General features: G+C 68.5%; 27 protein-coding genes. 11 read left to right on the top strand and 16 right to left on the bottom strand.

Annotated elements, in window-relative coordinates:
* Positions 1–142 precede the first annotated feature (142 nt).
* On the bottom strand, positions 143–217 hold the full coding sequence (locus tag NBW77_RS22680; RefSeq protein WP_369299096.1) for a 50S ribosomal protein bL37: 75 nt from the start codon (positions 215–217) through the stop codon (positions 143–145).
* A 130-nt stretch (positions 218–347) separates the two neighbouring features.
* Positions 348–968, bottom strand: coding sequence for a DUF5317 family protein (locus NBW77_RS02965; protein WP_131745558.1), 621 nt, complete (start codon positions 966–968; stop codon positions 348–350).
* 261 nt (positions 969–1,229) lie between these two features.
* On the opposite strand from NBW77_RS02965, the gene NBW77_RS02960 reads away from it, so the two are divergent.
* On the top strand, positions 1,230–1,460 hold the full coding sequence (locus NBW77_RS02960; protein WP_131745559.1) for a biotin/lipoyl-binding carrier protein: 231 nt from the start codon (positions 1,230–1,232) through the stop codon (positions 1,458–1,460).
* A gap of 79 nt (positions 1,461–1,539) precedes the next feature.
* On the opposite strand, the gene bsaP is transcribed toward NBW77_RS02960, so the two are convergent.
* The 4 genes from bsaP to NBW77_RS02945 all read right to left on the bottom strand — a co-directional run bounded on the left by bsaP (position 1,540) and on the right by NBW77_RS02945 (position 5,086).
* Complete coding sequence (gene bsaP / locus NBW77_RS22245; protein WP_131745560.1) at positions 1,540–1,740, bottom strand: biotin synthase auxiliary protein BsaP; 201 nt, start codon at positions 1,738–1,740, stop codon at positions 1,540–1,542.
* Positions 1,741–1,817: 77 nt separating this feature from the next.
* Positions 1,818–2,900, bottom strand: a complete 1,083-nt coding sequence (gene bioB / locus NBW77_RS02955) for a biotin synthase BioB (RefSeq protein ID WP_502799425.1) — start codon at positions 2,898–2,900, stop codon at positions 1,818–1,820.
* Between the two features lie 210 nt (positions 2,901–3,110).
* Positions 3,111–3,827, bottom strand: coding sequence for a dethiobiotin synthase (bioD, locus tag NBW77_RS02950; RefSeq protein WP_131745561.1), 717 nt, complete (start codon positions 3,825–3,827; stop codon positions 3,111–3,113).
* The gene (locus NBW77_RS02945) at positions 3,824–5,086 is read right to left on the bottom strand and encodes an 8-amino-7-oxononanoate synthase (protein WP_131745562.1); all 1,263 of its coding nucleotides are present in this window, start codon (positions 5,084–5,086) and stop codon (positions 3,824–3,826) included. Before NBW77_RS02945 ends, bioD begins: the two co-directional genes overlap by 4 nt.
* A gap of 118 nt (positions 5,087–5,204) precedes the next feature.
* Between NBW77_RS02945 and NBW77_RS02940 the strand changes: the two genes are divergently transcribed.
* Positions 5,205–6,677, top strand: coding sequence for a sensor histidine kinase (locus tag NBW77_RS02940; RefSeq protein ID WP_131745563.1), 1,473 nt, complete (start codon positions 5,205–5,207; stop codon positions 6,675–6,677).
* Positions 6,678–6,944: 267 nt separating this feature from the next.
* Here NBW77_RS02940 and NBW77_RS02935 read toward each other — a convergent pair whose 3' ends face one another.
* The gene (locus NBW77_RS02935; protein ID WP_131745564.1) at positions 6,945–7,190 is read right to left on the bottom strand and encodes a WhiB family transcriptional regulator; all 246 of its coding nucleotides are present in this window, start codon (positions 7,188–7,190) and stop codon (positions 6,945–6,947) included.
* 481 nt (positions 7,191–7,671) lie between these two features.
* Between NBW77_RS02935 and NBW77_RS02930 the strand changes: the two genes are divergently transcribed.
* Positions 7,672–8,409: a glycerophosphodiester phosphodiesterase gene (locus tag NBW77_RS02930; RefSeq protein WP_131745565.1), complete on the top strand. Its 738-nt coding sequence runs from the start codon at positions 7,672–7,674 to the stop codon at positions 8,407–8,409.
* A gap of 85 nt (positions 8,410–8,494) precedes the next feature.
* Here NBW77_RS02930 and NBW77_RS02925 read toward each other — a convergent pair whose 3' ends face one another.
* Complete coding sequence (locus NBW77_RS02925; RefSeq protein WP_131745600.1) at positions 8,495–9,493, bottom strand: diacylglycerol/lipid kinase family protein; 999 nt, start codon at positions 9,491–9,493, stop codon at positions 8,495–8,497.
* Between the two features lie 217 nt (positions 9,494–9,710).
* Here NBW77_RS02925 and NBW77_RS02920 point away from each other — a divergent pair, with 217 nt between their 5' ends.
* Complete coding sequence (locus NBW77_RS02920) at positions 9,711–10,139, top strand: hypothetical protein (protein WP_175324649.1); 429 nt, start codon at positions 9,711–9,713, stop codon at positions 10,137–10,139.
* Here NBW77_RS02920 and NBW77_RS02915 read toward each other — a convergent pair.
* The 3 genes from NBW77_RS02915 to sodN form a co-directional block, all read right to left on the bottom strand.
* Complete coding sequence (locus tag NBW77_RS02915; RefSeq protein WP_250279242.1) at positions 10,136–11,122, bottom strand: RNA polymerase sigma factor SigF; 987 nt, start codon at positions 11,120–11,122, stop codon at positions 10,136–10,138. The two genes, NBW77_RS02920 and NBW77_RS02915, sit on opposite strands and share 4 nt — an antisense overlap.
* Positions 11,119–11,691 (bottom strand): anti-sigma factor, encoded by a 573-nt coding sequence (locus tag NBW77_RS02910; protein WP_131745566.1) that lies wholly within the window; start codon positions 11,689–11,691, stop codon positions 11,119–11,121. The genes NBW77_RS02915 and NBW77_RS02910 overlap by 4 nt, the downstream gene beginning before the upstream one ends.
* Before the next feature lie 553 nt (positions 11,692–12,244).
* Positions 12,245–12,640 (bottom strand): superoxide dismutase, Ni, encoded by a 396-nt coding sequence (gene sodN, locus NBW77_RS02905; RefSeq protein WP_131745567.1) that lies wholly within the window; start codon positions 12,638–12,640, stop codon positions 12,245–12,247.
* Between sodN and NBW77_RS02900 the strand changes: the two genes are divergently transcribed.
* Complete coding sequence (locus NBW77_RS02900) at positions 12,616–13,158, top strand: S24/S26 family peptidase (RefSeq protein ID WP_349816946.1); 543 nt, start codon at positions 12,616–12,618, stop codon at positions 13,156–13,158. The genes sodN and NBW77_RS02900 overlap by 25 nt on opposite strands.
* On the opposite strand, the gene NBW77_RS02895 is transcribed toward NBW77_RS02900, so the two are convergent.
* Positions 13,119–13,736, bottom strand: coding sequence for a dTDP-4-dehydrorhamnose 3,5-epimerase family protein (locus tag NBW77_RS02895; RefSeq protein ID WP_131745569.1), 618 nt, complete (start codon positions 13,734–13,736; stop codon positions 13,119–13,121). The genes NBW77_RS02900 and NBW77_RS02895 overlap by 40 nt on opposite strands.
* 245 nt (positions 13,737–13,981) lie before the next feature.
* Between NBW77_RS02895 and NBW77_RS02890 the strand changes: the two genes are divergently transcribed.
* Positions 13,982–15,247 carry an NAD(P)-dependent malic enzyme gene (locus NBW77_RS02890; protein ID WP_131745570.1) on the top strand — a complete coding sequence of 422 codons (1,266 nt, stop codon included), beginning with the start codon at positions 13,982–13,984 and terminating at the stop codon, positions 15,245–15,247.
* A 453-nt stretch (positions 15,248–15,700) separates the two neighbouring features.
* On the top strand, positions 15,701–16,675 hold the full coding sequence (locus NBW77_RS02885; protein WP_131745572.1) for a zinc-binding dehydrogenase: 975 nt from the start codon (positions 15,701–15,703) through the stop codon (positions 16,673–16,675).
* Positions 16,676–16,680: 5 nt separating this feature from the next.
* Here NBW77_RS02885 and NBW77_RS02880 read toward each other — a convergent pair whose 3' ends face one another.
* Positions 16,681–16,857: a DUF6104 family protein gene (locus NBW77_RS02880; RefSeq protein ID WP_165485849.1), complete on the bottom strand. Its 177-nt coding sequence runs from the start codon at positions 16,855–16,857 to the stop codon at positions 16,681–16,683.
* 38 nt (positions 16,858–16,895) lie between these two features.
* Entirely contained in the window at positions 16,896–20,612 is a 3,717-nt protein-coding gene (locus NBW77_RS02875) for a multifunctional oxoglutarate decarboxylase/oxoglutarate dehydrogenase thiamine pyrophosphate-binding subunit/dihydrolipoyllysine-residue succinyltransferase subunit (protein ID WP_131745573.1), read from the bottom strand.
* Positions 20,613–20,824: 212 nt separating this feature from the next.
* Here NBW77_RS02875 and NBW77_RS02870 point away from each other — a divergent pair, with 212 nt between their 5' ends.
* Positions 20,825–22,909 carry a hydantoinase/oxoprolinase family protein gene (locus NBW77_RS02870; protein WP_131745574.1) on the top strand — a complete coding sequence of 695 codons (2,085 nt, stop codon included), beginning with the start codon at positions 20,825–20,827 and terminating at the stop codon, positions 22,907–22,909.
* Positions 22,910–22,930: 21 nt separating this feature from the next.
* On the opposite strand, the gene NBW77_RS02865 is transcribed toward NBW77_RS02870, so the two are convergent.
* Both NBW77_RS02865 and NBW77_RS02860 read right to left on the bottom strand, forming a co-directional pair.
* Positions 22,931–23,458 carry a PIN domain-containing protein gene (locus NBW77_RS02865; RefSeq protein WP_131745575.1) on the bottom strand — a complete coding sequence of 176 codons (528 nt, stop codon included), beginning with the start codon at positions 23,456–23,458 and terminating at the stop codon, positions 22,931–22,933.
* 44 nt (positions 23,459–23,502) lie between these two features.
* Positions 23,503–24,585 carry a helix-turn-helix domain-containing protein gene (locus NBW77_RS02860; protein WP_131745576.1) on the bottom strand — a complete coding sequence of 361 codons (1,083 nt, stop codon included), beginning with the start codon at positions 24,583–24,585 and terminating at the stop codon, positions 23,503–23,505.
* A gap of 69 nt (positions 24,586–24,654) precedes the next feature.
* On the opposite strand from NBW77_RS02860, the gene NBW77_RS02855 reads away from it, so the two are divergent.
* The 3 genes from NBW77_RS02855 to NBW77_RS22010 all read left to right on the top strand — a co-directional run bounded on the left by NBW77_RS02855 (position 24,655) and on the right by NBW77_RS22010 (position 26,585).
* Complete coding sequence (locus tag NBW77_RS02855) at positions 24,655–24,792, top strand: hypothetical protein (protein ID WP_165485850.1); 138 nt, start codon at positions 24,655–24,657, stop codon at positions 24,790–24,792.
* Between the two features lie 373 nt (positions 24,793–25,165).
* Positions 25,166–26,395 (top strand): acetamidase/formamidase family protein, encoded by a 1,230-nt coding sequence (locus tag NBW77_RS02850; protein WP_250279241.1) that lies wholly within the window; start codon positions 25,166–25,168, stop codon positions 26,393–26,395.
* Positions 26,396–26,462: 67 nt separating this feature from the next.
* Positions 26,463–26,585, top strand: a complete 123-nt coding sequence (locus tag NBW77_RS22010; RefSeq protein ID WP_284346877.1) for a nuclear transport factor 2-like protein — start codon at positions 26,463–26,465, stop codon at positions 26,583–26,585.
* Positions 26,586–26,627: the final 42 nt, after the last annotated feature.

Here is a 26,627-nt window from a genome sequence, read left to right as displayed (position 1 = left end):
TCTACCACGGTGGCCCGGTGGTACGGCCCGCGTCCGCGTGCGGTACCACCGGGCCACCGTGGCGCTCCGGTCCACCAGGCTGGTCATCGCGGAGCCGTGGGTCGACGGACGCCCGGGGTTCGATCCTGGCCCGGGGGCGTTTCTAGGTGTTCGGGCGCTTGCCGTGGTTGGCCTTGCTCTTGGCGCGTGCGCGCCGCTTACGCTTCTTCTTCGCCATGTCGACGACCTCCTTTCTTCCGAGGTCATCCTGTCATGGACCATCCGCCGGCCAGGACCGACAGCCGGCCGCGTGCCCGGGACGGCGATAGCGCGCCGTGTTCCTCCCGCGCTGCCCCAGGCCCCAGGCCCTAGCCGTGGACGGGTTCGGTCGTCGTGGCGTCCGCATCCTCCTCGTAATGGACACCTGAGTGCGGATGCCCCGTCCCGGGGGCGCGGCGTGACTCCAGGGTGCGCCGTGCCCGCATCGGCGCGACCGCGCCGAACAGCCCGACCCCGGAGGCGATCATGATGTCGCCGAGGCTGACCACGGCCGGCGCGTTCGGGAAGGCCACCGGTATCACTGCCGTGGCCGGGCGCAGGACCGTACCTGCTCCGCCCGGTGTGTACTGGGAGGACGACTGTACGTCGCGCACGGGCACACCGGCGCGTTCGGCCCCCGCGAGTGAGACCGGCATCTGGCCGCCGTTGGCGAGGATCACCGCGGTGTTCAGGGCGATCCCGGCCAGGAGCAGGCCGAGGCCTGGCAGGCGGGGATTCGCCGCTGCGAACAGCGCGATCCCCACCGTGGCCGCCACCCAGCCGGCCGCGTGGGTGCCAGGAATGATCCGTCCGATGAGCAGCGCCGCAACCACGGCCGCGAACGTCCACGGACGCGCTACATCGATGCGTCCCAAGGCACGCAACGTCCCACCGCGAACCAGCCCGACGGCGATGCCACCCGCAAGGGCGAGCACAAGGAGAACGAACACTCTCGTAGTGTGCTGTGTCCCTGGAGCGCTCGACCTCAGGGTCGCCATTCTGGCATGTCTGATGCTGCACAGGACCGCGGTCTCGGTGGACAGGGAGATCATTATCGGGGTTTTGGGTCGGGTGTTGTTACCGCCGGGTTTGGGTGAATCAGTGAGCGGAGAGGGACTTTCTTTGTCGACGTGGCGTGCAGCCGTAGTGTGCGGGCGCACACTACGCTCACGCTGTGCTCATGTCCGATCGGTAGTAAGGAAGGGGGACCTGTGGCTGAGGAAGTTCGGGCTGAGATGGTGGCCAACGTGTGGAAGGTCGTCGTCGGCGTCGGTGACACGGTGTCGGCCGGTGACACGTTGGTCATTCTCGACTCCATGAAGATGGAGATTCCGGTGCTCAGCGAGGATGGAGGCCGGGTTGCCCAGATCGCGGTCCAGGAGGGAGACGTCGTTCAGGAAGGCGACCTGATCGCCCTTCTCGACCAGGTACCGGTGGCCTGAGGGCACACCCGGTAACCCGTGACAGGCTGACATCGAGTAGTGCCGGAACCCAGGCACTGCGGGCTCGGGTGCCGAGGGCTCAGCTGACGATCATGCCGTGTTCGGCGCAGCGGGCGGTCCACCCCGTTGGCGTGACCTGCACGACCATCCGGCGACGGCAGGTCCCGCAGAACCTCGGTGGCTCCAGCAGCCGTGCCTGCGCACAACTGTCGTGCCCGCCGTCTGCGAGTGACCGTCCGCACCGATCGCAGTAGGCCGCCTGCGCACCGCTGAGAGTCATGGCGCCGAGAGTAGCGCCTCGTCAAGGATGGGCAAGCCCTGCCCGGCGAGGCGCCCTGACTCTCGTTTCCGGTCTGGTCAGAATGTGGCCTGCATGGACTTGATCGGCATCTTGAGGTCGGCGAGCATCGCGAGGTCCGCTTCGGCCGGGCGCCCCAGAGTCGTCAAATAGTTGCCGACGATGACCGCGTTGATGCCACCCAACATCCCTTCGACGGCCAGGTCACCGAGGGCGATCTCGCGTCCTCCCGCATAGCGCAGAATGGTGCGCGGCAGTGCGAGCCGGAACGCGGCGATCGTGCGCAACGCGTCCTTCGGGCTGATGACCGCCATGTCGGCGAAAGGTGTGCCCGGCCGTGGGTTGAGGAAGTTCAGTGGAACCTCGTCGGGTTCGAGTTCAGCGAGCTGCCCGGCGAGCTCGGCCCGCTGCTCCAGCGTCTCACCGACCCCGATGATCGCCCCACAGCACAGTTCCATGCCGGCCGCCCGCACCATCTCGCAGGTCTCCCAGCGTTCCTGCCAGCTGTGGGTGGTCACGACCTGTGGGAAGTGTGACCGAGCCGTCTCCAGATTGTGGTTGTAACGGTGCACACCCATCGTGGCGAGGGCGTCGACCTGTTCCTGAGTGAGCATCCCGAGCGAGCAGGCGACGTTGATGTCCACGGCGGCGCGGATTGCCGCGACCCCGGCGCGGACCTGGGCCATCAGCCGCTCGTCCGGGCCACGGACGGCGGCGACGATGCAGAATTCGCTCGCACCGGTCTCTTTTGTCGCTTTTGCGGCTTCGACCAGCGAGGGGACGTCCAGCCAGACCGCACGGACGGGCGAGTCGAACTGGCCGGACTGGGAGCAGAAGTGACAGTCCTCGGGGCAGCCGCCGGTCTTGAGACTGACGATCCCCTCGACCTCCACGTCCGGGCCGCACCAGCGCATCCGCACCTCGTGGGCCAGCGCGAGTGCCTCGCTGATCCGGTCGTCGCCGAGGCGCAGCACCTCCAGCGCCTGCTCGGCCGACAGGCCGCGGCCGTCCTCGAGGACCTGTCGCCGGGAAACCTGAAGGATGTCGGGCTCGACGTCTCCACCTGCCTGCTCGGTGTGAGCGGATGGCCGTGTGGCAGAGGCCGAGGTCACGGGCGGGGCGGTCGCTGACGATGGCGGCACGGTAGGTCTCCCTGTGGTCCGGTGCGGACGTCGACTCGTCTGGACGGGCGGGGCGGGCAGCGTGGACAGTGCGGACGGGCGGGGCGCGGGCCGTCCGCCGGGTCCGTCCCATCAAGGTGGACGTTTGCACACCCGCCGTGGTTCACGCTCGCCTGTCCGCGATAGTTCTCAGTCGGAACCAGTGCGTGGACAGCAACCGGACACTTTCCGTCATGGATTGTGTCTCCTTCTGAACTCTCGAGCGTCGAAGGTCCCGCCGAGTGCCGGTGCGAGGCACGCCCGGGCCGTGTCACGGAAGGATGCCGCATCCGCATCGCCCGCCCCTGCAGGGATCGCCCCGGTGAGTGGGCGCGCCGCCAGCATCTCCAGGTCCGCGATGTTCGAGCGGCAGGCGAGGTCCGGGGCGGGTGGCCACGAACCGATGACAAGTCCAGCCAGATCCAGTCCGCGACCTGCGAGCGCCTCCAGGGTCAGGGCGGTGGCGTTGAGCGCGCCGAGTCCGGCCTCACTGACCAACAGCACCTCCGCGGTGAGCATGCGGGCGAGATCGGCCACGGTCGTGCCCTCGTCGTCATAGCGGACCAGCAGCCCACCCGCGCCTTCCACCAGGACGAGCCGGCGGCGCTCGGCGAGCTCCGCCACCCGGTGTGCGACGGTGGACAACTCCACCGGAGGGCGTCGGGCGAGGCGGGCCGCAGCCGCCGGGGACAGCGCCGCCGGGAACCGGGCGTACTCGTGCAGATCCTCAACTCCGGACAACTGTCGTATATGGTCGAGGTCGCCGGGTTCACCGGGTTCGACGCCGGTCTGGGCGGCCTTTACCACGGCGACGTCAGCGCCCCGGGCACGGGCGAGTATGGCCACCGCGGCAGTCACGACGGTCTTGCCGACGCCGGTCCCGGTTCCGGTCACCACGATCACGGTCACCCTGACGTGCCGAAACCGGGTTCGTCGAGTGCAGAGGCGTGCTGTACGGGGGCACTGGGGGCGTGGGTGCCGCGGATGGCGGTGCCCAGGGCGGCGGCGAAGGCGCCGGCGGCGTGCGCCATGTCCGCGTCGGTGAGGTCCGCGCGGGCCGCGACCCGCAGCCGGCTCGTCCCCGGGGGCACGGTCGGCGGGCGGAAGCAGCCGACCGCCACGCCGTGGGCGCGGCAGACCTCCGCTGCGGCCACCGCGGGTCCGGGTTCACCCAGGACGACCGACACGACCGCTCCGGCCGGCGGCGGCGCGCCGGTGAGCGCGGCAAGCTCGCGGGCGCGCCGCCGCACGTCGTCCGCGAGAGCCGGGGTGGCGTCCAGCAGCCCGAGTGCGGCCAGTGCCGCGCCGGCGCAGGCCGGGGCGAGCCCGGTGTCGAAGATGAACGTGCGGGCGGTGTCGATCAGGTGGGCGCGTACCTGGGGTGGGCCCAGCACGGCGCCGCCCTGACTGCCCAGTGCCTTGGACAGGGTGACGGTGGCGACCACATCCGGTTCGCCGGCGAGCCCGGCGTCAGCGAGGGCTCCCCGGCCGCCCGGACCGACGACGCCGAGCCCGTGCGCCTCATCCACCAGCAGCAACGCGCCGTGGGCCCGGGCCACGGCGTGCAGCGCGGCAAGCGGGGCGAGGTCGCCGTCGGCGGAGAACACCGAGTCGGTGACCACGACGGCGTGCCGCCAGGACTGCCCGGCCAGCGCTGCGTCGACCGCCTCGACGTCGGCGTGCGCGACGATGCGTACCCGCGCCCGGGACAGCCGGCACGCGTCCACCAGCGACGCGTGGTTGCGTTCATCCGAGACGATGAGATCGTCCGGGCCGCTCAGCGCGGTGAGAACGCCCAGGTTGGCCGCGTACCCGGAGGCGAATACCAGCGCGGAGGCGAAGCCGGTGTGGTTGGCGAGGGCCTCCTCAAGCTCGCCGTGCAGGGTGGTCGTTCCGGTGACCAGCCGGCTCCCGGTGGAGCCGGCACCCCAGGCTCGCAGCGCCCGCACTCCGCCTTCGATCACCTCGGGATGACGGGACAGCCCCAGGTAGTCGTTTCCGGCCAGGTCCAGCAGGCGCGGGAGATCTCCGTGTGGTGCGTCGGCGGACGTCCATCCGTCCGGGCCGCGTGGACGCACGGTGCGGCGCAGCCCTGCCTCCTCACGGCGGCGGGCGTGGCTGTCCAGCCATGCGAGCGGATTGTTGACCGCGTGGGTGGAAGGACGCACAGCGGAAGCCTAGGCCAAAGGCGGCGCGGGGAAACTGGGAGCCCGCGGCACGGTGGTGATCTGGCACTGATCCGGTACCGGGGCTCCGCTGCCTCGCCGCATCTGGCAGTCTGCCTGCGTGGGCACGCTGGCGGACCTTCTGCGCGAGAGCACCGATCTTGGTGCGGACGACATAGACCACCTCCATGCTCTGGTAGCCGACTGGGCGCTGTTGGCCGACCTGTCCTTCGCGGACCTGCTGCTGCTCGTGCCGAGTCGACTTGCGGTGGCCCGTGGCGGTTCCGGGCCGGGGGCGGAGTTCCTGGTGGTCGCGCAGGTACGACCGACCACGGGACCGACCGCCTACCACAACGACGAGGTCGGCAGTGTTGTGATCAACAGGTGGGTGGTGCAGAACTCGTGGCGCGAGCGCCGGATCGCCCGCGAAGGTGAGCCGGAGTGGGACGGCGGGGTGCCGGTTCGGACCGAGGCGATCCCGGTCCTGCATGAGGACCGCGTGATCGCAGTGCTGGCCCGGGATACCAATCTCGCCACGACCCGGACGCCGAGCGCGCTCGAATCCGCCTACCTTCAGTGCGCGAACAACCTGGCTCTGATGATCGCCGAGGGGGCGTTCCCGTTCCGGGGGAGTGCGGTCGAACTGCCCGAGGCACCGCGGGTCGGTGACGGGATGCTCCGCCTGGACGGTTCGGGAAAGGTCATCTTTGCCAGTCCGAACGCGTTGTCGGCCTACCGCCGTCTCGGCTACACCGGCAATGTCACCGGTGAGGACCTGCGTTCGGTACACCGGACGCTGAACCTGCCCGCGACCACACCGGCGGTCTGGCACGCGATCGGTCGCCGTCGGCCGGTCGAAGTGGAACTCGCGGTCGGCAGCACGGTGGTTCTGCTACGCGCGATTCCGCTGTTCCCGGCTGCCACCCGCGAGGTGCTTGTCCTTGTTCGTGACGTTTCTGATCTCCGGCGCCGGGAGGCGCAGCTACTCAGCAAGGACGCGACGATCCGGGAGATTCACCACCGGGTGAAGAACAACCTGCAGACGGTGGCGGCGTTGCTGCGTCTGCAGATGCGTCGCACCAAGGTGGATGAGGCACGCCTCGCGCTGCGCGAGTCGGTGCGTAGGGTGACCTCGATCGCTGTCGTTCATGAGACGCTCTCGCAGAGCCTCGGAGAGTCCGTGCCCTTCGACGAGATCGCCGATCAGATCACGTCGGTAACGGTTGATCTCGCCTCGACCGGTACCCGCGCGAACACCACCCGCAAAGGATCATTTGGACGGCTGCCCGGGGAACTCGCCACGCCGCTGGCCCTTGTGCTTTCCGAACTTTTGCAGAATGCTGTCGAACATGCGTTCGAGGGTTCTGCTGGCACGATCGAACTCCGTGTCCATCGGGATGTTGACCGCTTGGACGTGGTTGTTGCTGACGACGGCGCGGGGTTGCCTGACGACTTCCAGCTGGAGCATTCACCTCGTCTCGGACTGCAGATCGTGCGCCAGCTCGTCCTCGGTGAGATGCAGGGGGCGATCCGGCTCCAGGCGGGGCCGGATCGCGGAACGGAGGCCCTGCTTTCCATCCCGTTGCAGTCGTGAAAACTTTTTTGAAGATCGATGTTATGGAGGCCGTCGAGGTGGGTACAGCACCACCGTGCCTGGCGCCGTCCCACCCCGTCCTGGCCCGCCGCGCCTTACCGTCTCGACACCACTACAACAGGTGTCGATGGTTCCGCTCGCAAACTGCACGAATACGGACGGAAGCGACACAAATGCACACGGCAACATCCCTGGGGCTGGTTTGTCATTCCAGGGCCACCTGGGAAGTCGTCGTGCAGGTCGTGCCGCGTTGGTGGTTGTGAGTACTCAGGCGGTGCGAACTCGCATGCGCGCACGCTTGAGTGCTCGTCGTTCATCCTCGCTCAAACCGCCCCAGACTCCGGAATCTTGCCCGGTGTCAAGTGCCCAGCTCAAGCAATCACTTGTTACGGCACACCGCCTACAGACGGCCTTTGCTTCTTCGACCTGGCGTTCAGCCGGACCGGTTGTACCGATCGGGAAGAAGAGCTCGGGATCCTCGTCACGGCAGAGCGCTCTGTGGCGCCAGTCCATGCGTACAACTCCCTCTCTCGTCTCGGGCCACACTGCACGTGAGACGCTTTGCGAGCCGCTACGGTTGTGCCGCACTTCCCGACAATCAACCGGATGTCGGATCCGTGCGGGGTCTTGATCTTTCGACCGGCTGCACCCTCGCGCGTGAGCCCAGGGTGAACGTGGTCCATCCACCTCGGACATTCGCCACCCTCCCACCGCAACTACCGTGGGCGCAAGAACCTGGAAGTGGCTTCGTACCCCTTCCGGCCTGCGTCGGTCGGGCGGAGACACAGGTAGACCACTCTTTGCGGATGGTTGAACATCGTTGACAGACAGACTCTCCCAGCACTGCCAACTCAGTGAACACACATATGTCACCGATCTGGACAACATGCCGGATTGGCCTTCAGTGTTGTCATCTCAGGGTTTCTCGGCTACATGGAACCTGGTTGGACGTCCCTGGCGGCGCCGGCCGCGGCTGTGATGGCATCGTTGGACCATGCAGGTTCTTGGTCACCGCGGCAGCCGGGTTCCGGGCCCGGAGAACACGGTCGATGCGGTGGAAGCCGCGTTGCGTGCTGGCGCTGATGGTATCGAAGTGGATGTACGGCGCAGCGCCGACGGGGATCTGGTGTGCGTGCACGACGCTCGCCTGCCGGGCAGGCTGACCGGCAGGGCGGTTGTGCGCCGAAGCACCCGCGAACTCGCCGACCTCGGCGTGCCCGTCCTGAGCGATGTTCTGGACGCGTGGGACGGCCGAGGCCGGATCATCCTCGAGGTGAAGAACCAGCCGGGGCAGCCGGACTTCGACGCACCGAGGGAACGCACCGCCTACGCCCTGGTCGAGCTCCTGCGGGCACGGGGGCTCGGCAGGGTCTCCCGTCCCGTTTCACCGGAGGCCGTCACCGTGTCCTCGTTCGACTGGTTTGCGATCGAGGCGGTACGCGACTCCGGGATCGGCGTGGCCACGGCGTTCCTGTCCATGCCGCGGATGTCGGTCAACAGCGGCATCGCCTACGTGCGCTCGGCCGGGCACCAGGAACTGCATGCCCACGTGTCGTCCGTGCTCGGGTCCGAGGCGGTTCCCCAGCGGGCCCGGGCTGCGGGCGTGGGCCTTGTGACCTGGACGGTGACGTCGGTGGCGGATGCCGGCCAGCTACGGGACGCGGGTGTCGATGCGGCGATCTGTGATAATCCGGCCGAGGTTGTCCGCAAACTTGGCCGTGGAGCGGCCTGACCGCCTCGCAGGGAGCCTGACGTCGGGTGGCTGGTTGGGAAGCGCCCCCCTGGCGCATCGGGAGTCGGTGCTCGCGAAGGACGTCTCAGACGATGACGCGTAGGGCCCTCGGCCGGGACCTGACGGTCACCTCCGTCTGCGGCCCGATGTACTCGCCATCGAGCTGGAACGGCAGCTCCCGGGCGGTCGTCAACGTGATCATGGGCTGGTCGTGCAGGGCGAGGACGTTTCGACCGTGCGGCCCCCTCCTGCCGTGCAGCATCTGTAGCCCGCTGCGGGCTGTCGTCGACACCCGCAGTCGGCGCAGACCGATGAGGTCCAGACCGCTGTCGAAGGACGCGTCGGGGCAGGCCCGCACCGGCCGGGCGTTCAGGTATGTCCAGGGCATGGTGTTGCAGACCACGGCGACGAGGACCTGCTCCGACCCCACGCCGTCCGACCCCACGCCGTCCGGGTCCGCGGCCACCGCCGGGCCGGGCCGCTCGCCGGTGGTGACGGTGATGGGCGGATGCCGGTGCCCGGTACCGCGGATGAAGCGGCCGAGCGCGGAACGCAGGTACAACCCGGGGGTGTTGCGGCGTCCGTGTACCCGTTTGCGTTCGACCTGCTCGACAACGGCCGCATCCAGACCGAGACCGGCGCAGAAGGTGAACCAGCGGGACTGGTCCGACCCCGACGGGTCGGTGAAGGTCGCGTGCCCGAGGCCGATCCGTCGGCTGCGGCCGTCCCGTAGTGCCTCCAGAAGCTCCCCGGTGGCTTCCACCGGGGATGCGGAGTAGCCCAACGCGCGGGCGAAGACGTTGGTGCTTCCACCGGGCACCACCGCGAATGCCGGGACGTTCGGGGCCGGTCCCGAACGCAGCAGCCCGTTGACGATCTCGTTGACGGTTCCGTCGCCGCCGAGCGCGACAACCAGGTCGAGTCCGTTCCCGGCGGCGCGTTCGGCGAGTTCGGTGGCATGGCCCCGGCCCTTCGTGGCGACGACGTCCACGCTGAGATCGGCGGCGAGGGCGCTGACCAGAACCTCCCGAACGCGCTGGGTCGTAGCCGTGGCGATGGGGTTAACGACCAACAGCGCGCGCATGATGTCCACGGTAACCGTTTCGACCATCGCAGTCCCTGACGACGTAATCCTCACCACCCGGTGGACAACGCCGGCCCCCGCATGCATCCACCCGCCCCGCTATGGCCACGACTGGCCGCTGCGGCCTCACCGTCACGGCCTCACCGTCACGACGTACTGTCGGCGGGTGCGTTCCAGGACAGCCCACCGGACAGCCCACCGGACAGGGTCCGGGCAGGTGTCGTCGGCCGGCCTGCCCGCCGATGCGTCGGCCCGCGGGCGGGCCGGCCGGCCGCGGGACACCAGGCGTGCACTGCGGGCCGCCGTGGCACTGCTCGGAGCGGAGGCGCTGATGCTTGCCGGCCTTGGGACGTTCCTGGTGGTGCGGGGCTTCGGCGCGGGCACCGATGACCGTGGCCGAGCTGAACTCGGCGGCGTGCTCGCGGTGGCCGCCGGGGTGGGCCTGGCGCTGCTCGCGCGGGCGCTGTTCGCCGGGCGGCAGTGGGCCCGCTCGCCTGTTGTCGTCGTCCAGCTGCTGTGCCTGCCGGTCGCCGTCGGACTGCTCCAGGGCCACCGCTACGGCGAGGGCGTCCCGCTGGTGGCCGTCCCGATCCTGGTCCTTGCCCTGATCGGCCTGGCCGGCGCCTACCGTCCCAATGATCGTTAGGCGTCGTCCAGGAGGCCGCGGCGTAGCTGGGCGAGCGTGCGGGCGAGCAGCCGCGAGACGTGCATCTGGGAGATGCCGAGCTCAGCGGCGATCTGCGACTGGGTCATGTTTCCGAAGAACCGCAGCAACAGGATGCGCTTCTCCCGTGGGGGCAATTTCTCCAGCAGTGGCTTGAGCGACTCCCGGTACTCGACACCCTCCAACGACTCGTCCTGGACGCCGAGGGTGTCGGCCACCGCCGGAGCCTCGTCGTCACCGGAGTCCGGCGCGTCCAGCGAGACCGCCGAGTAGGCGTTGGCGGACTCCAGGCCCTCCAGCACCTCCTCCTCGCTCATCTCCAGATGACCGGCGAGCTCACTGACGGTCGGGGAGCGGCCCAGCGTCTGGGACAGCTCCGCCGTCGCCTTGGTCAACGCCAGTTTGAGTTCCTGCAGCCGGCGTGGGACCCGGATCGCCCAGCCCTTGTCCCGGAAGTGCCGTTTGATCTCCCCGACGATCGTGGGTGTCGCGTAGGTGGAGAACTCCACGCCGCGTTCGGGGTCGAAGCGGTCCACGGACTTGATCAGTCCGATGGTGGCAACCTGGGTCAGGTCGTCCAGTGGCTCGCCGCGATTGCGGAAACGGCGCGCCAGGTACTCCACGAGCGGCAGGTGCATCCGGACGAGCTGGTCACGGATCTCCGCCCGTTCCGAGTTCTTCTCGGGCAGGGTGACCAGCCGGGCGAACAGCTCCCGGGCGTGGGCCCGGTCGTTGGTTCCACCCGGATGCTCGGGATCGCTGTACGAGTCGTCCTGCGACCGGGCCTGGGTCGCGACCGATGCGGTGGGGGTCGACGGGTCCGGGCCAAGGGGGCTGTCCGACGCCTCGTCCATGGGAGTGTTGCCCGTGGTGAGGATGCCATGGGGGTCGTCGAGAAGGGCCTGCGAGCGTTGCTCGATCGCGGCCACGGCATCCTGGAGCGGTCGGGTACGCCCTGCGGTCACGGCGCGCCCACCGGTCCGCTTGCAGGAGCGCCGGCGTTCTCGGTCCACGTGGCTCCGGGTGTCGCGGCCGCGGGACTGGGCACGCCGTCCTCAGGGACGCCGCGGCGCTTGCGCAGACCGATGGTGACACGCGAGTCGGCGTCCACGGAGCTTGAGACCTCGTCGGCCAGGGCGGTCAGCACCGTCCAGGCGAACGTCTCCCTGGACGGTGGTTCGCCGTCCAGGCTCCGCACTGTTACCGAGACCTGGATGACCCCGGGGGAGAGCTCGAACGTGCATTCCAGGTTAGAACCGGGCACCGCTGACAGCAGCAGCAGCGCGCATGCCTCGTCCACGGCGATCCGAAGGTCCTCGATGTCGTCGAGGGTGAAGTCGGCGCGGGCCGCGAGCGATGCGGTGGCGGTTCGCAGAACGGAGAGGTAGGCGCTTGCCGCGGGCAGTGTGAGCTGCACGACATCGCGCAGGCCCCCGCCGGGAACACCGCCACGGGAGACACCGCCACCGGAAACCTCACGACCGGGGGCACCGCCCTGACCGTTCGCGGTGTCGGTTTTCGGCGTTGTGTCCACTGCGGTACCCCCTGTATCCCTTGAGGTCTCCGGCGACGCGAAGAACCATGATTACGTTGACGCGAACAGTTGCGATTGCGTCGCTTTTGGTCACCGGTGTCCCCTGAGGCCTCCGGTGACGCGAAGAACCTTGATCACTTCACCTTCGGCTGTTGGCGTCCGCGCGCTGCTCGTGCCACACGAAGACCACCGTACCCAGCGCCCAGGTGTCATCGCAGGTCGGGTGATCAATCCTGCTGATTGTTCCGGTCATGACGGACTGCAACTAATTGTCCTCAGTGCGCGGATGGTCCCGGACGCATCGGGCCGGGTCGGTTCCCATCGGTTCAGATCCGATGAGAGCCGACCCGGCCCGATGGTTGTTATGTCTTCAATGTCTTTGAATCGGGTGAAATCCCACCCCGTTCGCCCTGATCGGCCGGACGGGGTGGGCGATCTCACGAATGGGACGTCCCCGGAGCCTCCGGCAACGCGTAAAAAATCGTGATGGCGTCGCCCGGGGCCTTATCGGCCTCGACTCGGGAGGTCCGGGAGGTCCGGAGGCCCAGGTCGATCAGGCGGCTTTCGTCTCCCAGAAGATCGCGGAGATCTGGTCGATCAGATCGATCAGCTTCTGACCGTCCACCGGGTCGACCGAGCCCTTGGCCCCGGCTGCCCCCGCCGCCTTGGTGGCCTGCCAGAACAGGTCGTGGAGCTCGGGGTACTTCTCCAGGTGGTTGGGCTTGAAGTAGTCGGTCCACAGCACCCACAGGTGGTGCTTGACCAGGTCGGCCCGCTCCTCCTTGATGGCCAGGGCGCGGGTGCGGAACGTTGGGTCTTCGTTCCCCTGGAACTTCTCCTGGATGGCCTTCACGGACTGCGCCTCGATCTTCGCCTGGGCCGGGTCGTAGACCCCGCAGGGCAGGTCACAGTGGGCGTTGACCGTTGTCTTCGGGTGCAGGAGGCTCATACCGCCGTCCTTTCTCGTCTCGCTGGACGTCCGGTGGTCGTCACCGTAAGTTCGTCCAACAGCCTACGACCATAATCACGCAAGGTAACTTGGCGGGTGGAAGCATCGTTGACCGTCATCGGGATGCAGCGGGTAGACCCCCGTCTCGAACGGCGTCCAGGCTTCGTTCCCACTTTCTCTGGCAACCTACCCGGGTGAGTCGATGTCCTGCCGTGCGGGCGGTATGCGTCAGTGGTAACTCCATGGTCCCGACGCTTCGGGACGGCGATGCCTGCCTGGTCCTGTGGGGAGCGGCACCGCGGGCTGGAGACGTGGTCGTGGCACGGCTACCCGGCCGCGGACTCGGGGTGAAACGCGCGGCCTTCGTCGAGCCGGACGGGGCGTGGTGGCTGCGATCCGACAACGTCACGTCCGGCACCGACAGCGCGACCTTCGGCTCAGTGCCGTCCGGGGACGTGCTGGGCCGGGTGGTCGTGCGCTACTGGCCGCGGCCCGCCTGGATCCGCAGGGTCTCGTAGAAGGCGAGGCAGTCGGCGTAGGAGGGGAGCAGACCCGACGCCTCGGCCTCCTTCAACGACGGGGCCTGCGCGTCCTTCTCGGACAGCAGCGGAGTCACGTCCCGGGGCCACGGCAGCGCCAGGTCCGGGTCGAGCGGGTCGATGCCGTGCTCACGCGAGGGGTTGTAGGACGTCGAACAGAGGTAGGAGATCGCCGCGGTCTCGGTGAGCGCCATGAAGGCGTGGCCGAGCCCCTCGGCGAGATAGAGGCCGCGCCGGTCGGTGTCGTCCAGCAGCACCGCCTGATGCGTCCCGTAGCTCGGTGAGCCGAGCCGGATGTCGACCACACAGTCGAGGACCTGGCCTTGGACGCAGGTGACGTACTTGGCCTGACTGGGCGGGATGTCGGCATAGTGAACGCCCCGCAGCGTCCCCCGCCGGCTCACGCTGTGGTTCGCCTGGGCGAGACCCAGTGGGTGCCCGATCACATCGGTCACGGTCTCGGAGCGGAACCACTCCAGGAACGTGCCCCGGTCGTCGGTGTGCTGGCGGGGGGTGAACACCCAGGCGCCGGCAATCGAGAGTTCTTGAACTTCCACGAACGCGCACCGTACCGGGTAATGATGCCGCCCGGGTGGCCAATCCGTCCGTAGCCGGCAGCGGATGTGTCCGATCAGGCCCGGGCCTGGTTGCCCGATCGTCCGATCGTGATGTCCAGAGGCATTCGTGCCTGCGGGCGAGTGGTCGGGCCCGCGTGTCATATTGAACAGCATCCCCGGGCGACCCCCGGCCCAGCCATCCACGCCTCCTACCCGTCGAGGCATCTCGTCTGAGGGAGTATGTGATGACCGCCACAACCGACCATTCTGTCGACCGGGCTGGGCCCGATCCGTCGATCCGGGTACCGTCCGTGCCCGAACCCGCCTCCGCGCCGGACGGGTCGGATCCGTCCTCCCGTGCCACCGATCCCGCGTTCGTGCTGCACCAGGGCGGGAAGATCGGCCTGGCTGTTACCGTCCCGCTGAACGATCGGGACGACCTGTCGCTTGCGTACACGCCCGGTGTGGCGCGGGTCTGCACGGCGATCGCGCGGGAGCCGGGGCTCGCCGACGACTTCACCTGGCGGTCGAACGCGGTCGCGGTCGTGACCGACGGCACCGCGGTGCTGGGCCTCGGAGACATCGGCCCGGCCGCGGCCCTGCCGGTCATGGAGGGAAAGGCGCTGCTGTTCAAGCACTTCGCCGGGGTCGACGCAGTACCGATCTGCCTGGCCTGCACCGACGTCGAGGAGATCGTGGAGACCGTCGTCCGGCTGGCGCCGGGCTTCGGTGGGATCAACCTGGAGGACATCTCCGCCCCGCGCTGCTTCGCCATCGAACGGTTGCTGCAGGACCGTCTCGACATCCCGGTGTTCCATGACGACCAGCACGGGACGGCCATCGTCACCCTCGCCGCGCTGGAGAACGCGGCCCGTCTGACCGGCCGAAGCCTCGGCGACCTGCGCGCAGTCGTTTCCGGAGCCGGTGCCGCGGGCGTGGCGGTGACCCGCATCCTACTTGCTGCCGGTATCGGTGATATTGCCGTGGGTGACAGTCGGGGAATCCTGCACACGGGGCGTCCCGACCTGACGTCGATCAAGACCGTGGTCGCGGCCGAGACCAACCGGGCGGGTCTGACGGGTTCGATCAACGATGCTCTGACCGGGGCGGATGTCTTCATCGGGCTGTCCGCCGGCAAGGTGCCCGAGGATGCGGTGGCGTCGATGGCGCCGGGTTCGATCGTGTTCGCGATGGCGAACCCCGACCCCGAGGTCGACCCCGATGTTGCGCACAGGTACGCCCGGGTCGTCGCCACCGGTCGCAGTGACTACCCCAACCAGATCAACAACGTGCTGGCCTTCCCCGGTGTGTTCCGCGGGGCGCTGGATGTCCGCGCCAGTCGGATAACCGAGCCGATGAAGCTCGCGGCGGCCGATGCGCTTGCCGCTGTGATCGCGGATGAGCTGACCGAGGACCACATCATCCCGAGCGTGTTCGACGAGCGGGTCGGGCCGGCGGTCGCCGCGGCCGTGGCCCGTCAGGCACGCGCCGACGGCATCGCCCGCCGATAGCTGGAGGAGTTGAGGTGGCCCCGGGTCGCTCCCGGGGCTAGACCCGGCCGCAGCCGGCGCAGGGGCGCTTCTCGGTGGCCTCGATCAGAGGCCGCAGTGTCCCGCATCCCTTGTACGTGCAGGAGACGAAGTCCGTTGCGGGAACCACCACAACCGTGGTGCTCCCCGCGCGCACGACCGGGGTGGGCTCGGCTACCGGCGTGGGGGTGCGCTGTCTCCAGGGGAACCATCGGGACGAACCCCGGCTGGGTGTCCGTACCTGTTTGTGTGTCACCACATCGAAGAGTGGAGCACAGTTCGGACTGGCACGCGACGGGCGCCGCGCTGGGTACCGGTTTGTTCCCACTGTCGTTGGGGTTGTGTGGTTGATGCATCGGGTAGCCGATGGGTAATGGGATTCGCGGATAGCTATGATCACACGCATCGTGCCTGGTGTGGCCCTAGGGTGTGTTGATGCTCGCAGTCGCCGCGGTTTCCCAGAGTCCTGACGACCCGCTGTCCGGCCTGGACGTCGGAGAGCGACCCACGCCCGACGTCCCCGACGGTTGGACGACGGTGTCGGTCCGGGCCGCGGCGCTCAACCATCATGATTTGTTCAGCCTGCGCGGCGTCGGGCTGCCCGCGGACAGGCTGCCGATGATCCTCGGCTGTGACGCGGCCGGGGTCAGCGCGGACGGCGACGAGGTGATCGTCCATGCCGTCATCGGCGACCCGGCGGCAGGCAACGGGGACGAGACCCTCGATCCGCGGCGGTCGTTGCTGTCCGAGCGGTATCCGGGAACCCTCGCTGAGACTGTGGCGGTACCGCGGCGCAATCTGGTGCCCAAACCGGCGTCGCTGTCGTTCGAGGAGGCGGCGTGTCTTCCCACCGCCTGGCTGACCGCCTACCGGATGGTTGTGCACCGGGCCGGCCTGCCGGCCGCCGGTGGCGGGACAGTGCTGGTGCAGGGTGCCGGCGGCGGCGTGTCCACAGCCGCAGTCATGATTGCGAAGGCCGCCGGTCACACCGTCCTCGTCACGTCGCGGGACCCCGGCAAGCGTGGGCGGGCGGTCAAACTGGGGGCGGATGAGGCGTTCGAGTTCGGGACGCGGCTGCCGGTCAAGGTCGACGCGGTGATCGAGACCGTCGGAGCGGCGACCTGGGGACACTCGGTGCGGGCGCTGCGTCCGGGTGGCCGGATCGTCTGCTCGGGCGCGACCAGCGGCGCGAACCCGCCGGCCGATCTGACCCGCATCTTCTTCCTGCAGCTGTCGGTCATCGGCTCGACCATGGGCACCCGCGATGAGCTGGCCGAACTCGCGGCCTTCACCGAGCGGGTCGGCCTACGGCCGCTGGTGGACGACGTCCGCCCACTTGCCGATGCCCGTGCGTCCTTCGAGAGGCTGGCGGAGGGCGACGTCTTCGGGAAGCTCGTCCTGACCGTCTGAGCCGGTCACTCGTCCGGGTCGTCGAGGCGGGCCAGATGGGTGGCCAGTTCCTCGACCGCATCCTCGTACTGAGGATGCAGGTCGACGAACGTGCGCAACTGGTCGGCGAGCCAGTCGAGCGTCACGGTCTCCTCACCGCGACGCGTCGACAGTTCCTCGATACCCCTGTCGGTGAAATACACCGTCTGCTCCGGTTTCCCTGCCCCTGCCCGGCCGTGGACTACGCGGTGAACGCGGCCTCGACGAGGGCGTTCTGCTCCTTCTCGTGCACCGAGGAGGAACCGGACGCGGGTGCGGCCGAGGCCTTGCGGGACACCCGTCGCAGCCGCAGCCCGGCGGGCAGCGCGTCGGGCAGGTGAATGGCCATGTGCGGGTAGGCGCCCTGGTTGGCGGGCTCCTCCTGCACCCACACCACGTCGGTGAGGTTCGGGTAGCTCTTGAGGACCTCGGCGAGCTCCGTGACCGGCGTCGGGTAGAGCTGTTCGATCCGGACGAGGGCGGTGTCGATGATCTTTCTGCTGGTCTGCGCGGCCAGCAGGTCGTAGTAGATCTTCCCGCCCGACAGCAGTACCTTCCGCACGCCGGCGTGGTCCCCGATCCCGGCATCGTCGATGACCGGTCGCCATGAGCTGTCGGTCAGATCCTCGATCGTCGAGGTCGCGGCCTTCAGCCGCAGCATCGACTTCGGGGTGAAGACCACCAGCGGGCGCCGGACGGGCGAGAGCGCCTGCCTGCGGAGCAGGTGGAAGTAGCTTGCCGGGCTGGACGGGGCCGACACCAGCATGTTGTTCTCGGCGCACAGGGCCAGGAACCGTTCGATGCGGGCGGAGGAGTGGTCCGGACCCTGGCCCTCGTAGCCGTGCGGGAGCAGGAGCCCGACCGCGCTGCGCTGGCCCCACTTGGCCTCGCCTGCCGCGATGAACTCGTCGATGATCGACTGTGCGCCGTTGGCGAAGTCGCCGAACTGGGCCTCCCACAACACGAGCGCGTCGGGACGGGCCACGGAGTAGCCGTACTCGAAGCCCATCGCCGCGAACTCGGACAACAGCGAGTCGTGAACGTAGAAGGTGCCGGCGCCCTCCTCCGCCTCCAGCGACTTCAGCGGGGAGTAGTCCTCGCCGGTGTGCCGGTCCACGAGGACGGCGTGACGCTGGCCGAAGGTACCGCGCCGGCTGTCCTGCCCGGCGAGGCGAATGGGCCGGCCGTCCAGCAGGATCGACCCGAACGCGATCGTCTCCGCGCACGCCCAGTCGATCTTCCCGGTGGCGGTCATCTGAGCTCGGCGTTCGAGCTGCGGACGCAGCCGTGGATGGACGGTGAACCCTTCCGGCAACGCGGTCTGCGTATCGATGATCTTTTTGATGACGTCCAGCGACACGGCTGTCGACACGGCTGCCGCGGCGGCGGCCTCCGCGGGGGTCGTCACCAGCCGCGGGCCGTGGGCGGGCCGGTGGGAGGTGTCACGGGTCTCCGCGAACGCTTTTTCCAGCTGCGTCGAGTAGTTCTTCATCGCCTGCTCGGCCTCGGGCAGCGTGATGTCACCGCGGCCGATCAGCGCCTCGGTGTAGAGCTTGCGGACCGACCGTTTCGTGGCGATCGTGTCGTACATCAGCGGCTGGGTGAACGAGGGCTCGTCCATCTCGTTGTGGCCGCGCCGCCGGTAGCACACCATGTCGATGACAACGTCCTTGTGGAACGCCTGCCGGTACTCGAAGGCCAGCCGGGCGACCCGGACGCACGCCTCGGGGTCGTCCCCGTTGACGTGGAAGATCGGTGCCTGCACCATCCGGGCGACATCGGTCGCGTACACCGAGGAGCGGCTGGCGATCGGGGACGTGGTGAACCCGACCTGATTGTTGATCACGACATGGACGGTGCCGCCGGTGCGGTAACCACGAAGCTGGGAGAGGTTCAACGTTTCGGCGACCACGCCCTGACCGGCGAAAGCGGCATCCCCGTGGACGAGTACGGGCAGGACGGTGAACCCCTCCGGGCCCTTGTTGAGCATGTCCTGCTTGGCGCGGGCGACGCCTTCCAGGACCGGGTCGACCGCCTCCAGATGGGACGGGTTGGACACCAGGGAGACAGGAACCTCACGACCGTCCGGGCCGGTGTACACGCCCTCGGCGCCGAGGTGGTACTTGACGTCTCCCGAGCCGTGCGCGGTCTGCGGGTCGACATAGCCCTCGAACTCGGCGAAGATCTGCCGGTACGACTTGCCGATGATGTTCGCGAGGACGTTCAGGCGGCCACGGTGGGCCATCCCGAAGGTGACCTCGTCCATGCCGGCCTCGGCGGCCCGCTGGAGCACCTCGTCCAGTAGCGGGATGGCGGACTCGGCACCCTCGAGGGAGAACCGGCGCTGCCCGACGTACTTGGTCTGCAGGAAGGACTCGAACGCCTCGGCCGCGCCGAGCCGCTCGAGGACGTGCAGCTGCTCGGCCGGGTCGGGACGTTCGGCGGCCCGCTCGACCCGCTGCTGGATCCAGACCCGTTCGTCCGGCTCCTGGATGTGCATGTACTCGATCCCGACCCGGCGGCAGTAGGAATCCCGCAGGACACCCAGGATGTCGCGCAGCGTCATCGTCCGATGGCCGGCGAAGCCGTCGACGGGGAACTCGCGGTCGAGGTCCCACAGGGTCAGGCCGTGACTGATGATGTCGAGGTCGGGGTGGCTGCGGATGGCGAACTCGAGGGGGTTCGTGTCGGCCATGAGGTGTCCGCGGACCCGGTAGGCGTGGATCAGTTCCAGTACCCGGGTGCCATGGTCGAGGTCACCTTCATGGGATGAGGTGATGTCGGTGACCCACTGCACCGGCTCGTACGGGACGCGCAACGAGCGGAAGATCTCCTCGTAGAAGCCGTCCGCGCCGAGCAACAGCTGGTGCATGCGGCGTAGGTACTCGCCCGACTGCGCACCCTGGATGATCCGGTGGTCGTACGTGCTGGTCAAAGTAATGATCTTTGAGACGGCGAGCTTCGACAGGGTTTCGGGGGACGCACCCTGGAACTCCGCCGGGTACTCCATCGCACCGACACCGATGATCGTCCCCTGGCCCTCCATCAGGCGGGGCACGGAGTGCACGGTACCGATCCCGCCGGGGTTCGTGAGGGTGATCGTCACATCGGCGAAGTCGTCGGCGGTGAGCTTGTTCATCCGGGCTCGCCGAACAAGATCTTCGTAGGTGAGCCAGAACTGGCTGAAGTCCATGACCTGGGCCTGCTTGACCGCGGCGACGACGAGCTGCCGGCTCGATCCCTTGACCAGGTCGATAGCGAGCCCCAGATTGATGTGTTCCGGCGCGACCAGCGTCGGCTTACCGTTGACCTCCGAATAGGAGTGGTTCATGGCCGGCACCGCCTCAAGCGCCTTGACCATGGCGTAGCCGATCAGATGCGTGAACGAGACCTTGCCGCCGCGGGACCGGGCCAGGTGTCGGTTGATGACGATCCGGTTGTCCGAGAGCAGCTTCGCCGGGACCGCGCGCACCGAGGTCGCGGTGGGGACGTGCAGGGACGTCTCCATGTTCGCGACGACCCGTGCGGCGGCACCACGCAGTGGTGAGGTCAGGACGCCGTCCGTCGGAACGGAAACGGCGGGTGCGGGCACGGGTGCGGGTGCGGTCGTGGGCACGGGTATGGGCGCGGCCGGCCGCACGGGTACGGATGCGTCGGCCGCAATGGCGTCGGGCCCGCCGGCGTGCGCGACCGCATGCCGGCTCGGCGCCGGCACCGAACCCTCCGTGACGACGGGCGGGACGGCCCCGGTCGCGGTCGGCTGACCGTTCGTCCCACCGGGCTGGTAGTCGGAGAGGAACTCACGCCATTCGGGCGACACGCTGTCGGGGTCGACGAGATACTGCTGGTAGATCTCGAATACCAGCCACTCGTTGGGGCCGAAGTCGGGTCCGGACTCGGGTACCGTCGGTGCTGTCACGGGGGCGTTCCCCTCTATCTACCCTCTGTTATGGCCTGCTGTGGAGGCCCTTCCGCTGCCGCCTGCTCAGGCTACTCGTCGGCTTCATCGGATCTGCCCGAACACTGTGACCCGTGAGACGTGCCACGGATACCGAAGTATGTCAAGATCGACAGTCGTAGCCTCCCGCATCGGGTGGGCTCAACAGCCCCGGAACATGCGAGGATCATGGCGTGGCGGTGTGGCTCGGGGTGGACGTCGGCGGGACCTTCACCGACCTCGTGGCGGTTGGTGACGACGGTCGGCTGCTCTTCGGGAAGGTGCCGTCGGTGCCCGTCGACCCATCTGCCGCGGTGCTCGACGCGGTCCGCCGAGCCGGGCTGACCGGTGGTCGTGGCGGGCGCGAGGTTGTCGAACGGTTCGCCCACGGCACCACGGTCGCGACGAACGCGCTGCTCGAGCGGCGCGGCGCGCGCACCGCCCTGGTCACCACCCACGGCTTCGCCGACATCATCGAGATCGGCCGGCAGAACCGGCCGGCACTCTACGACCTGACCCGGGACCGCCCACCGTCGCTGGTGCCACGCGAGCTGCGGTACACCGTGGTGGAACGATGCGATCCCGACGGTGTCGTCGTGCCACTGGACGTCGAAGGGCTGGGCGACGTCGCCGCCGCCCTCGCGACGCTCGACGGTCTGCAGGCCGTCGCCGTATGCCTACTGTTCTCCTTCGCGCATCCCGAGCATGAGCGCCAGGTCGCCGATCTGCTGCGCGGCGCGCTACCGGGCGTCACAGTGGTGTCCTCGCACGAGGTACTCCCGCAGTTCCGCGAGTACGAGCGGTTCGCCACCACCGTCGCCGACGCCTACCTGACGCCGAAACTGTCGGCCTACCTGGGTGCGCTCGCACGCCGGTGTGTGGCCGTGGGACTGCCGGAACCCCTGGTCATGCAGTCCTCCGGTGGAGTGGTGGAGCTTGCCGTCGCCGCCGGCCACGCCGCGGCGTGCGTGCTGTCCGGCCCTGCCGGCGGGGTGGTCGGCGCCGCCTATGTCGCGGGCCGTTCGGGCATGACCGACCTGCTGACCTTCGACATGGGCGGAACGTCGACGGATGTCGCGCCGGTGCTGGGCGGGCGGGCGCAGACCACCGCCGAATCGGTGCTCGCCGGTGTACCGATCATGTTGCCGACGGTGGACGTCCACTCGGTGAGCGCCGGTGGCGGGTCGGTGGCGTGGGTGGATTCCGGGGGAGCGCTGCGGGTCGGGCCACGGTCGGCGGGCGCCGATCCCGGACCGGCCTGTTATGGCCGCGGGGGCGGCGAGCCGACCGTGACGGACGCGGACCTGGCGCTCGGCTACCTGGCCGACGGCGCGAGCCTCGGCGGCCAGGTCACGTTGTCGCGGGCGTCCGCCGAGAAGGCGCTGGCCGTCCTGAGCGCGGCCCTTGGACCGTCCGGTGGCGGTCTGTCGGCGGTCCAGGCTGCGGCCGGGGTGGTGGCGGTCGCCGATGCGGAGATGATCCGGGCATTGCGTGTGGTCTCGGTCGAACGCGGCCTTGACCCACGCGAGCTGACCCTGGTGGCCTTCGGCGGCGCCGGGGGGACGCACGCCTGCGCGCTCGCCGAGGAGCTGGGGATGCGGCGGGTGCTGGTGCCGTTGGCCTGCGGGGTGCTCTCCGCACTGGGGCTCGCGCTCGGGGACGTCCGCCGGGACTATCTGCGTCCACTGCGTGGCCTGCTCGGAGAGGTCGACCTGGCCGCCGCCTTCGCCGAACTCGCCCGGACCGCCCATGCGGACGTGCCCGCCGAGGACCTGCCCGCACTCGCGGTCGACCTGCAGATGGACTGCCGGTATTTAGGGCAGTCACACGAGCTGACGGTCGTGGTCGCCGCCGGGGGTGGGCTGCCGGCCGGAGGACAGCCCGCCGGAGGACAGCCCGCCGGAGGACAGCTCGCCGGTGCTGTGACCGCCGGGCAGGTTCGGGCGGCCTTCGAGACCGAGCACCTGCGCCGGTACGGGCACCTCGCGCATGACCGGGATGTCGAGGTCGTGGCCGCGCGGTTGGTGGCGGTGGTACCGGGCCGGCGTCCCGAGCTGACCGCGCCCGCGGCCGATTCCACGGCTGTGCGCGGTCGTCGGTCCATCCACCTCGGTGGGACGTGGCGGGAGGTGGATGTCGTGCCCCGTGGGGCGCTGGGGCCGGGCGATGGCGTCGTGGGGCCCGCTGTCATCGAGTTCGCCGAGGCGACCTGTCTGGTGCGCGACGGCTGGTACGCCGAGGTGGACGCGGTCGGTTCCCTGCTGCTCACCCGTGACTGAACCCGGGCCCGGCCGACGGCGCTACCGGCCGGGTAAGCCGTCGAATGACATCCCGACGTCGCGAGCCCAGACGTGCAGACGAGCGCCGTCAGTGGGGTAACGGGCACCGGAGTCGCGCAGGGTGTCGACGAGCCTCGCCGCACTTTTTTCGGAAAGCCGGCCCTCGATAACTGCCCGGATGATGAGCCAGAGTGTTCCATGGGCTCGGACACCAGAACGCTGGGCGGCTATGCGCGCATCTCGATCATCGATCATCGCGGTGGCGCCGTGCACATCCGCCCAGGCGAGTACGGTCGCTTCACCGCGATTATGATCTTCTGTTGCACCGGCCCGGTCGACCCATCGGGCCAGCGCAACGATTTCGGTCAGCCCGTCTACGTGAACAATCTCAAAACCGCAGTCTGTAACGTTTTGCCTCAACCCGTGCCGCGCCAGCTCTTCCACAACAGCGGCTGTCATCACATGGCGGCAGGAGCTGGCCAGGTCGATGAGTACATCGAGCCGGTCCGCCCGGGCAGCCGGGTTGACGGCGCTCGCATCCCAGATCAATGTTGTCTCCGGAACAGGGTCTGGTCCGAGGCTGGTTGGTAAACTCATGGAGCGGGCTCGATGTTTCTTTCAGGGAGTTCGTCCGTGCTAATCATGGAACGCAGTAGTTCGGCGGTCCGGGTCGCGGTCAGCAGACCGGCGGTCCATCCGGCGAGAACTGCCTGGCGCCAGGCAGGTCCGACCTCGCCGACGGGTAGGTCTGGGGTTGGTTCGGCTCCCAGCGTGGCGATGAAGTCACCGCGGCGGGGCGTGTTCGCACGTACGCTCTGACTTTCCTCGGAGCTGATGAGATCGAGGCGGCGTGCGGTTCCGACCGCAACGGACCAGGACACCCGGTAGGTACCGGCGATCCATATCAACCGGGTTCTTGCGGTCCCGGATCGTTCCCAACCGGCGAGTATCGCGGATTCGGGTAGGAGCAGTTCCGCGGCAAATGCGTGGACGATCTGTTCCCGATCGTCCCGGGATGCCGCCACTCCGACATCGCTGTGATAGGCATCGCCAAGTAGGTGATGACCGAGTTCGTGAGCCGCGGTGAAGCGGCGTCGTCCCGGTGCGGGGCGTCCTCCCACGACCGCTACTCCGAAGCGGTCGGAAAGAAGGCTTGCGCCATCGGCATCCCGGTCGACTACCAGGAGATACAGACCGAATTTCTCACATGCGGCGGTGGGTGAATCCAGCGGTTGGGCCGGGGCGAGACCGAGCACCCGGCGAATGTCCCGAGCAAGGCTGCGGGCGTCGTGGGCTGTTTCTGCCGGAGCGGGAGCTGGCAACTGCGGCGGAACCAGAAGTTCCTGATCGACAAGCCACTCGGTCTCACGTAGGTGAGTCTCGAGGTCGGTGTCGACGAGGTACCGCTCCTGGGCCGCGCGGTCGGACTCGTCGACGAGCGGGGTCCGCCGCGAGACCACTGCTGCTGGCGGGCGGGTCACGAAGTGTGCGAGAGGCAGGTCGAGAGCATCGGACAGCCGAAACAGCTCTAGGGCGTCGAGTCGACGGGATCCGCCTTCGGCCCGAGCGAGCGCGGATCTTTCCAGATCAATTTTCGAGGCCAGCTCTGCCTGGGTGAGACCGGCTGCCAACCTGGCCTGCCGGACCCGTTCACCAACCTCCGACCACTGCTGCACGGGCTCCACGTGTGTGACTTTCCCACATCATCTGGCCGGTAGTCCACGGGTGAGCAGGACGGTGCGCCCATGCGTCGGGCCGCGTCGGAGCTCCTGCTGCGGCTGGCCGGTGATGACTTCGAGTTCGCCGAGGCGACCTGTCTGGTGCACGACGGCTGGTACGCCGAGGTGGACGCGGTCGGTTCCCTGCTGCTCACCCGTGCCTGAACCCGTGCCCGGCCCGACGACCCGGCCCGACGGCCCGGCCGCAATGACATCGGAAACCGGGCTGCGCCGATGCGGAGTGTAAAAACAGGACGAATCGGAATGAGTGCGGCCGTAACGTGCCGGAAATCTGAATGTCATCTTGTACTGCGAACCTGACGCCCGTGCCGCGTCACGACCACATCCTGTCGGCCAAAGATGGCGCGATCATGTTTTTTCCTGCGTCACTTTTGGCTGCGAGGGAAGCCGGGCCAGGTTCTCGCGCCCGGATGGGGAAGCCGGCGGTGCCAGGCCTCCGGGACGGCCACCTGCCTTGGCCGGGACGGTTCTACCGGACGTTGCGGGTGGTCCCGGACGCCGCGGTGGTAGCGCCATAGTGGCCCTGCAACCCGGTAAGGGAAAAGTGGACGGCAAACACTATCTGCCGTCCACCCCGGAGACAGTCAGGTGGGGTGAGCTGCCCACTGCCGGAACCCGTCCCGTCCTGAGCGTGGAATCCGGCCTGGCGGTGACGGTCGACACGGTCAGCCAGGAAGGAATCCTGGAGGACCAGGGACGTGACCCGGATGCATTCTTCGGCCGGTTCGGTGTCGCGAGGTCCGAGGTGCTCGACGATGCCCGCACGATTGCGATGTCCGGAATTCCGCACCGGTTCGGGGTGGACGGCCCGCACGTGGTGACCGGTCCGGTGTTCGTGCGCGGCGCCGAGCCGGGCGACGTGCTGCGGGTCGATGTGGTTTCGCTGCACCCACGGGCTCGCTACGGCGTGGTGTCGACTCGCCACGGGGCCGGGCTGCTTGCCGGGGAGTTTCCCGAAGGTGAACCTCCCGATCCTGACGCCGGCGCCAGGAACTGGGCGGCTTTCAGAACCACCAGTAGTTTTTCCGCCGTGGAACGTCGCCGCGGCCGGCTTTTCGGCACCTTGGGCGGAGTGGATGGCCGGAAGGTGCGTTTCCCGCTGTCGCCGTTCATGGGTATCATGTCGGTTGCCGTCGACGGTGCCGGGCTGGTTCGTTCGACTTCGGTCGGAGTGCACGGTGGTGCTCTCGACTGCAGAGAGCTCGGTGTCGGCGCCCGGCTGTTTCTTCCGGTGCAGGTTCCCGGCGCGTTGTTCGCGGTCGGTGACCCGCACTACGCTCTGGGGGACGGGAAAATTGCCAATGTTGCGCTTGAAGGGCCGCTGCGGGCGACCTTCCGGCTGACAGCATTGAAGGAGACTGCAACCCGGGCCGCTCTCGGGGCGTTGCGTGAACCTTTTATCGAAACCGACACCCACTGCCACGACCTGTGGATGCGGATGAACGGCGTCCCGGACGACTCCACCCTGTGGCGGGCACTGGTCGCCTACTCGTGCGAGCCCACGACACTGCCGTTGTTCATCGCCGCCCACGGCGCGGCAGACAGAACGCACACCGCGTTACTTGTAGCGCAGACCGTCACTTTCTTTGAGGACCTCGATGTGCGCGACTGGCACCTGATACGCACGGAGGTGCCCTATTCGGGGGGCGGCCGAGTCCACGGCCGTGGGCAGGTCCTCGACAGCCGCGGTGTGCCCAGGGCACTGTTCACCTCGGTGGGATTGTTCCGGGCCGCGGCCGGTGGATGAAGCCCGGACCATTCTGATCAACGGATATCGTCCCGCCGCCTGACTGCGAATCCGACAGCCACTAACGGTGCACGCGACTGGCAAGACCGCGGCAATGTACATGCAGCACTGGTGGCGTTTCGCCGACGGAAAGATCGTGTTCTTCCGGGGCTCGGAGGACACCGAGCAGTCGGCCGCGGCCTTCTCATAGCCGGGCCGGAGCACCCCGAGCGGATCGCCGTCGCTGTCGTCG

The organism is Frankia sp. Cppng1_Ct_nod, from assembly GCF_920656135.1.
Classification (GTDB): domain Bacteria; phylum Actinomycetota; class Actinomycetes; order Frankiales; family Frankiaceae; genus Protofrankia; species Protofrankia meridionalis.
This window is presented reverse-complemented; position numbering and strand designations above follow the sequence as displayed.

Bases quoted from the DNA above. Each gene is read 5' to 3' on its own strand.
- bsaP (WP_131745560.1), bottom strand. From the start codon at position 1,740: ATGACTCTCAGCGGTGCGCAGGCGGCCTACTGCGATCGGTGCGGACGG.
- NBW77_RS02890 (WP_131745570.1), top strand. From the start codon at position 13,982: ATGACCGCCACAACCGACCATTCTGTCGACCGGGCTGGGCCCGATCCG.
- NBW77_RS02855 (WP_165485850.1), top strand. From the start codon at position 24,655: ATGCGTCGGGCCGCGTCGGAGCTCCTGCTGCGGCTGGCCGGTGATGAC.
- sodN (WP_131745567.1), bottom strand. From the start codon at position 12,640: ATGAGCCTCCTGCACCCGAAGACAACGGTCAACGCCCACTGTGACCTG.
- NBW77_RS02885 (WP_131745572.1), top strand. From the start codon at position 15,701: ATGCTCGCAGTCGCCGCGGTTTCCCAGAGTCCTGACGACCCGCTGTCC.
- NBW77_RS02925 (WP_131745600.1), bottom strand. From the start codon at position 9,493: ATGCGCGCGCTGTTGGTCGTTAACCCCATCGCCACGGCTACGACCCAG.
- NBW77_RS02930 (WP_131745565.1), top strand. From the start codon at position 7,672: ATGCAGGTTCTTGGTCACCGCGGCAGCCGGGTTCCGGGCCCGGAGAAC.
- NBW77_RS02935 (WP_131745564.1), bottom strand. From the start codon at position 7,190: ATGGACTGGCGCCACAGAGCGCTCTGCCGTGACGAGGATCCCGAGCTC.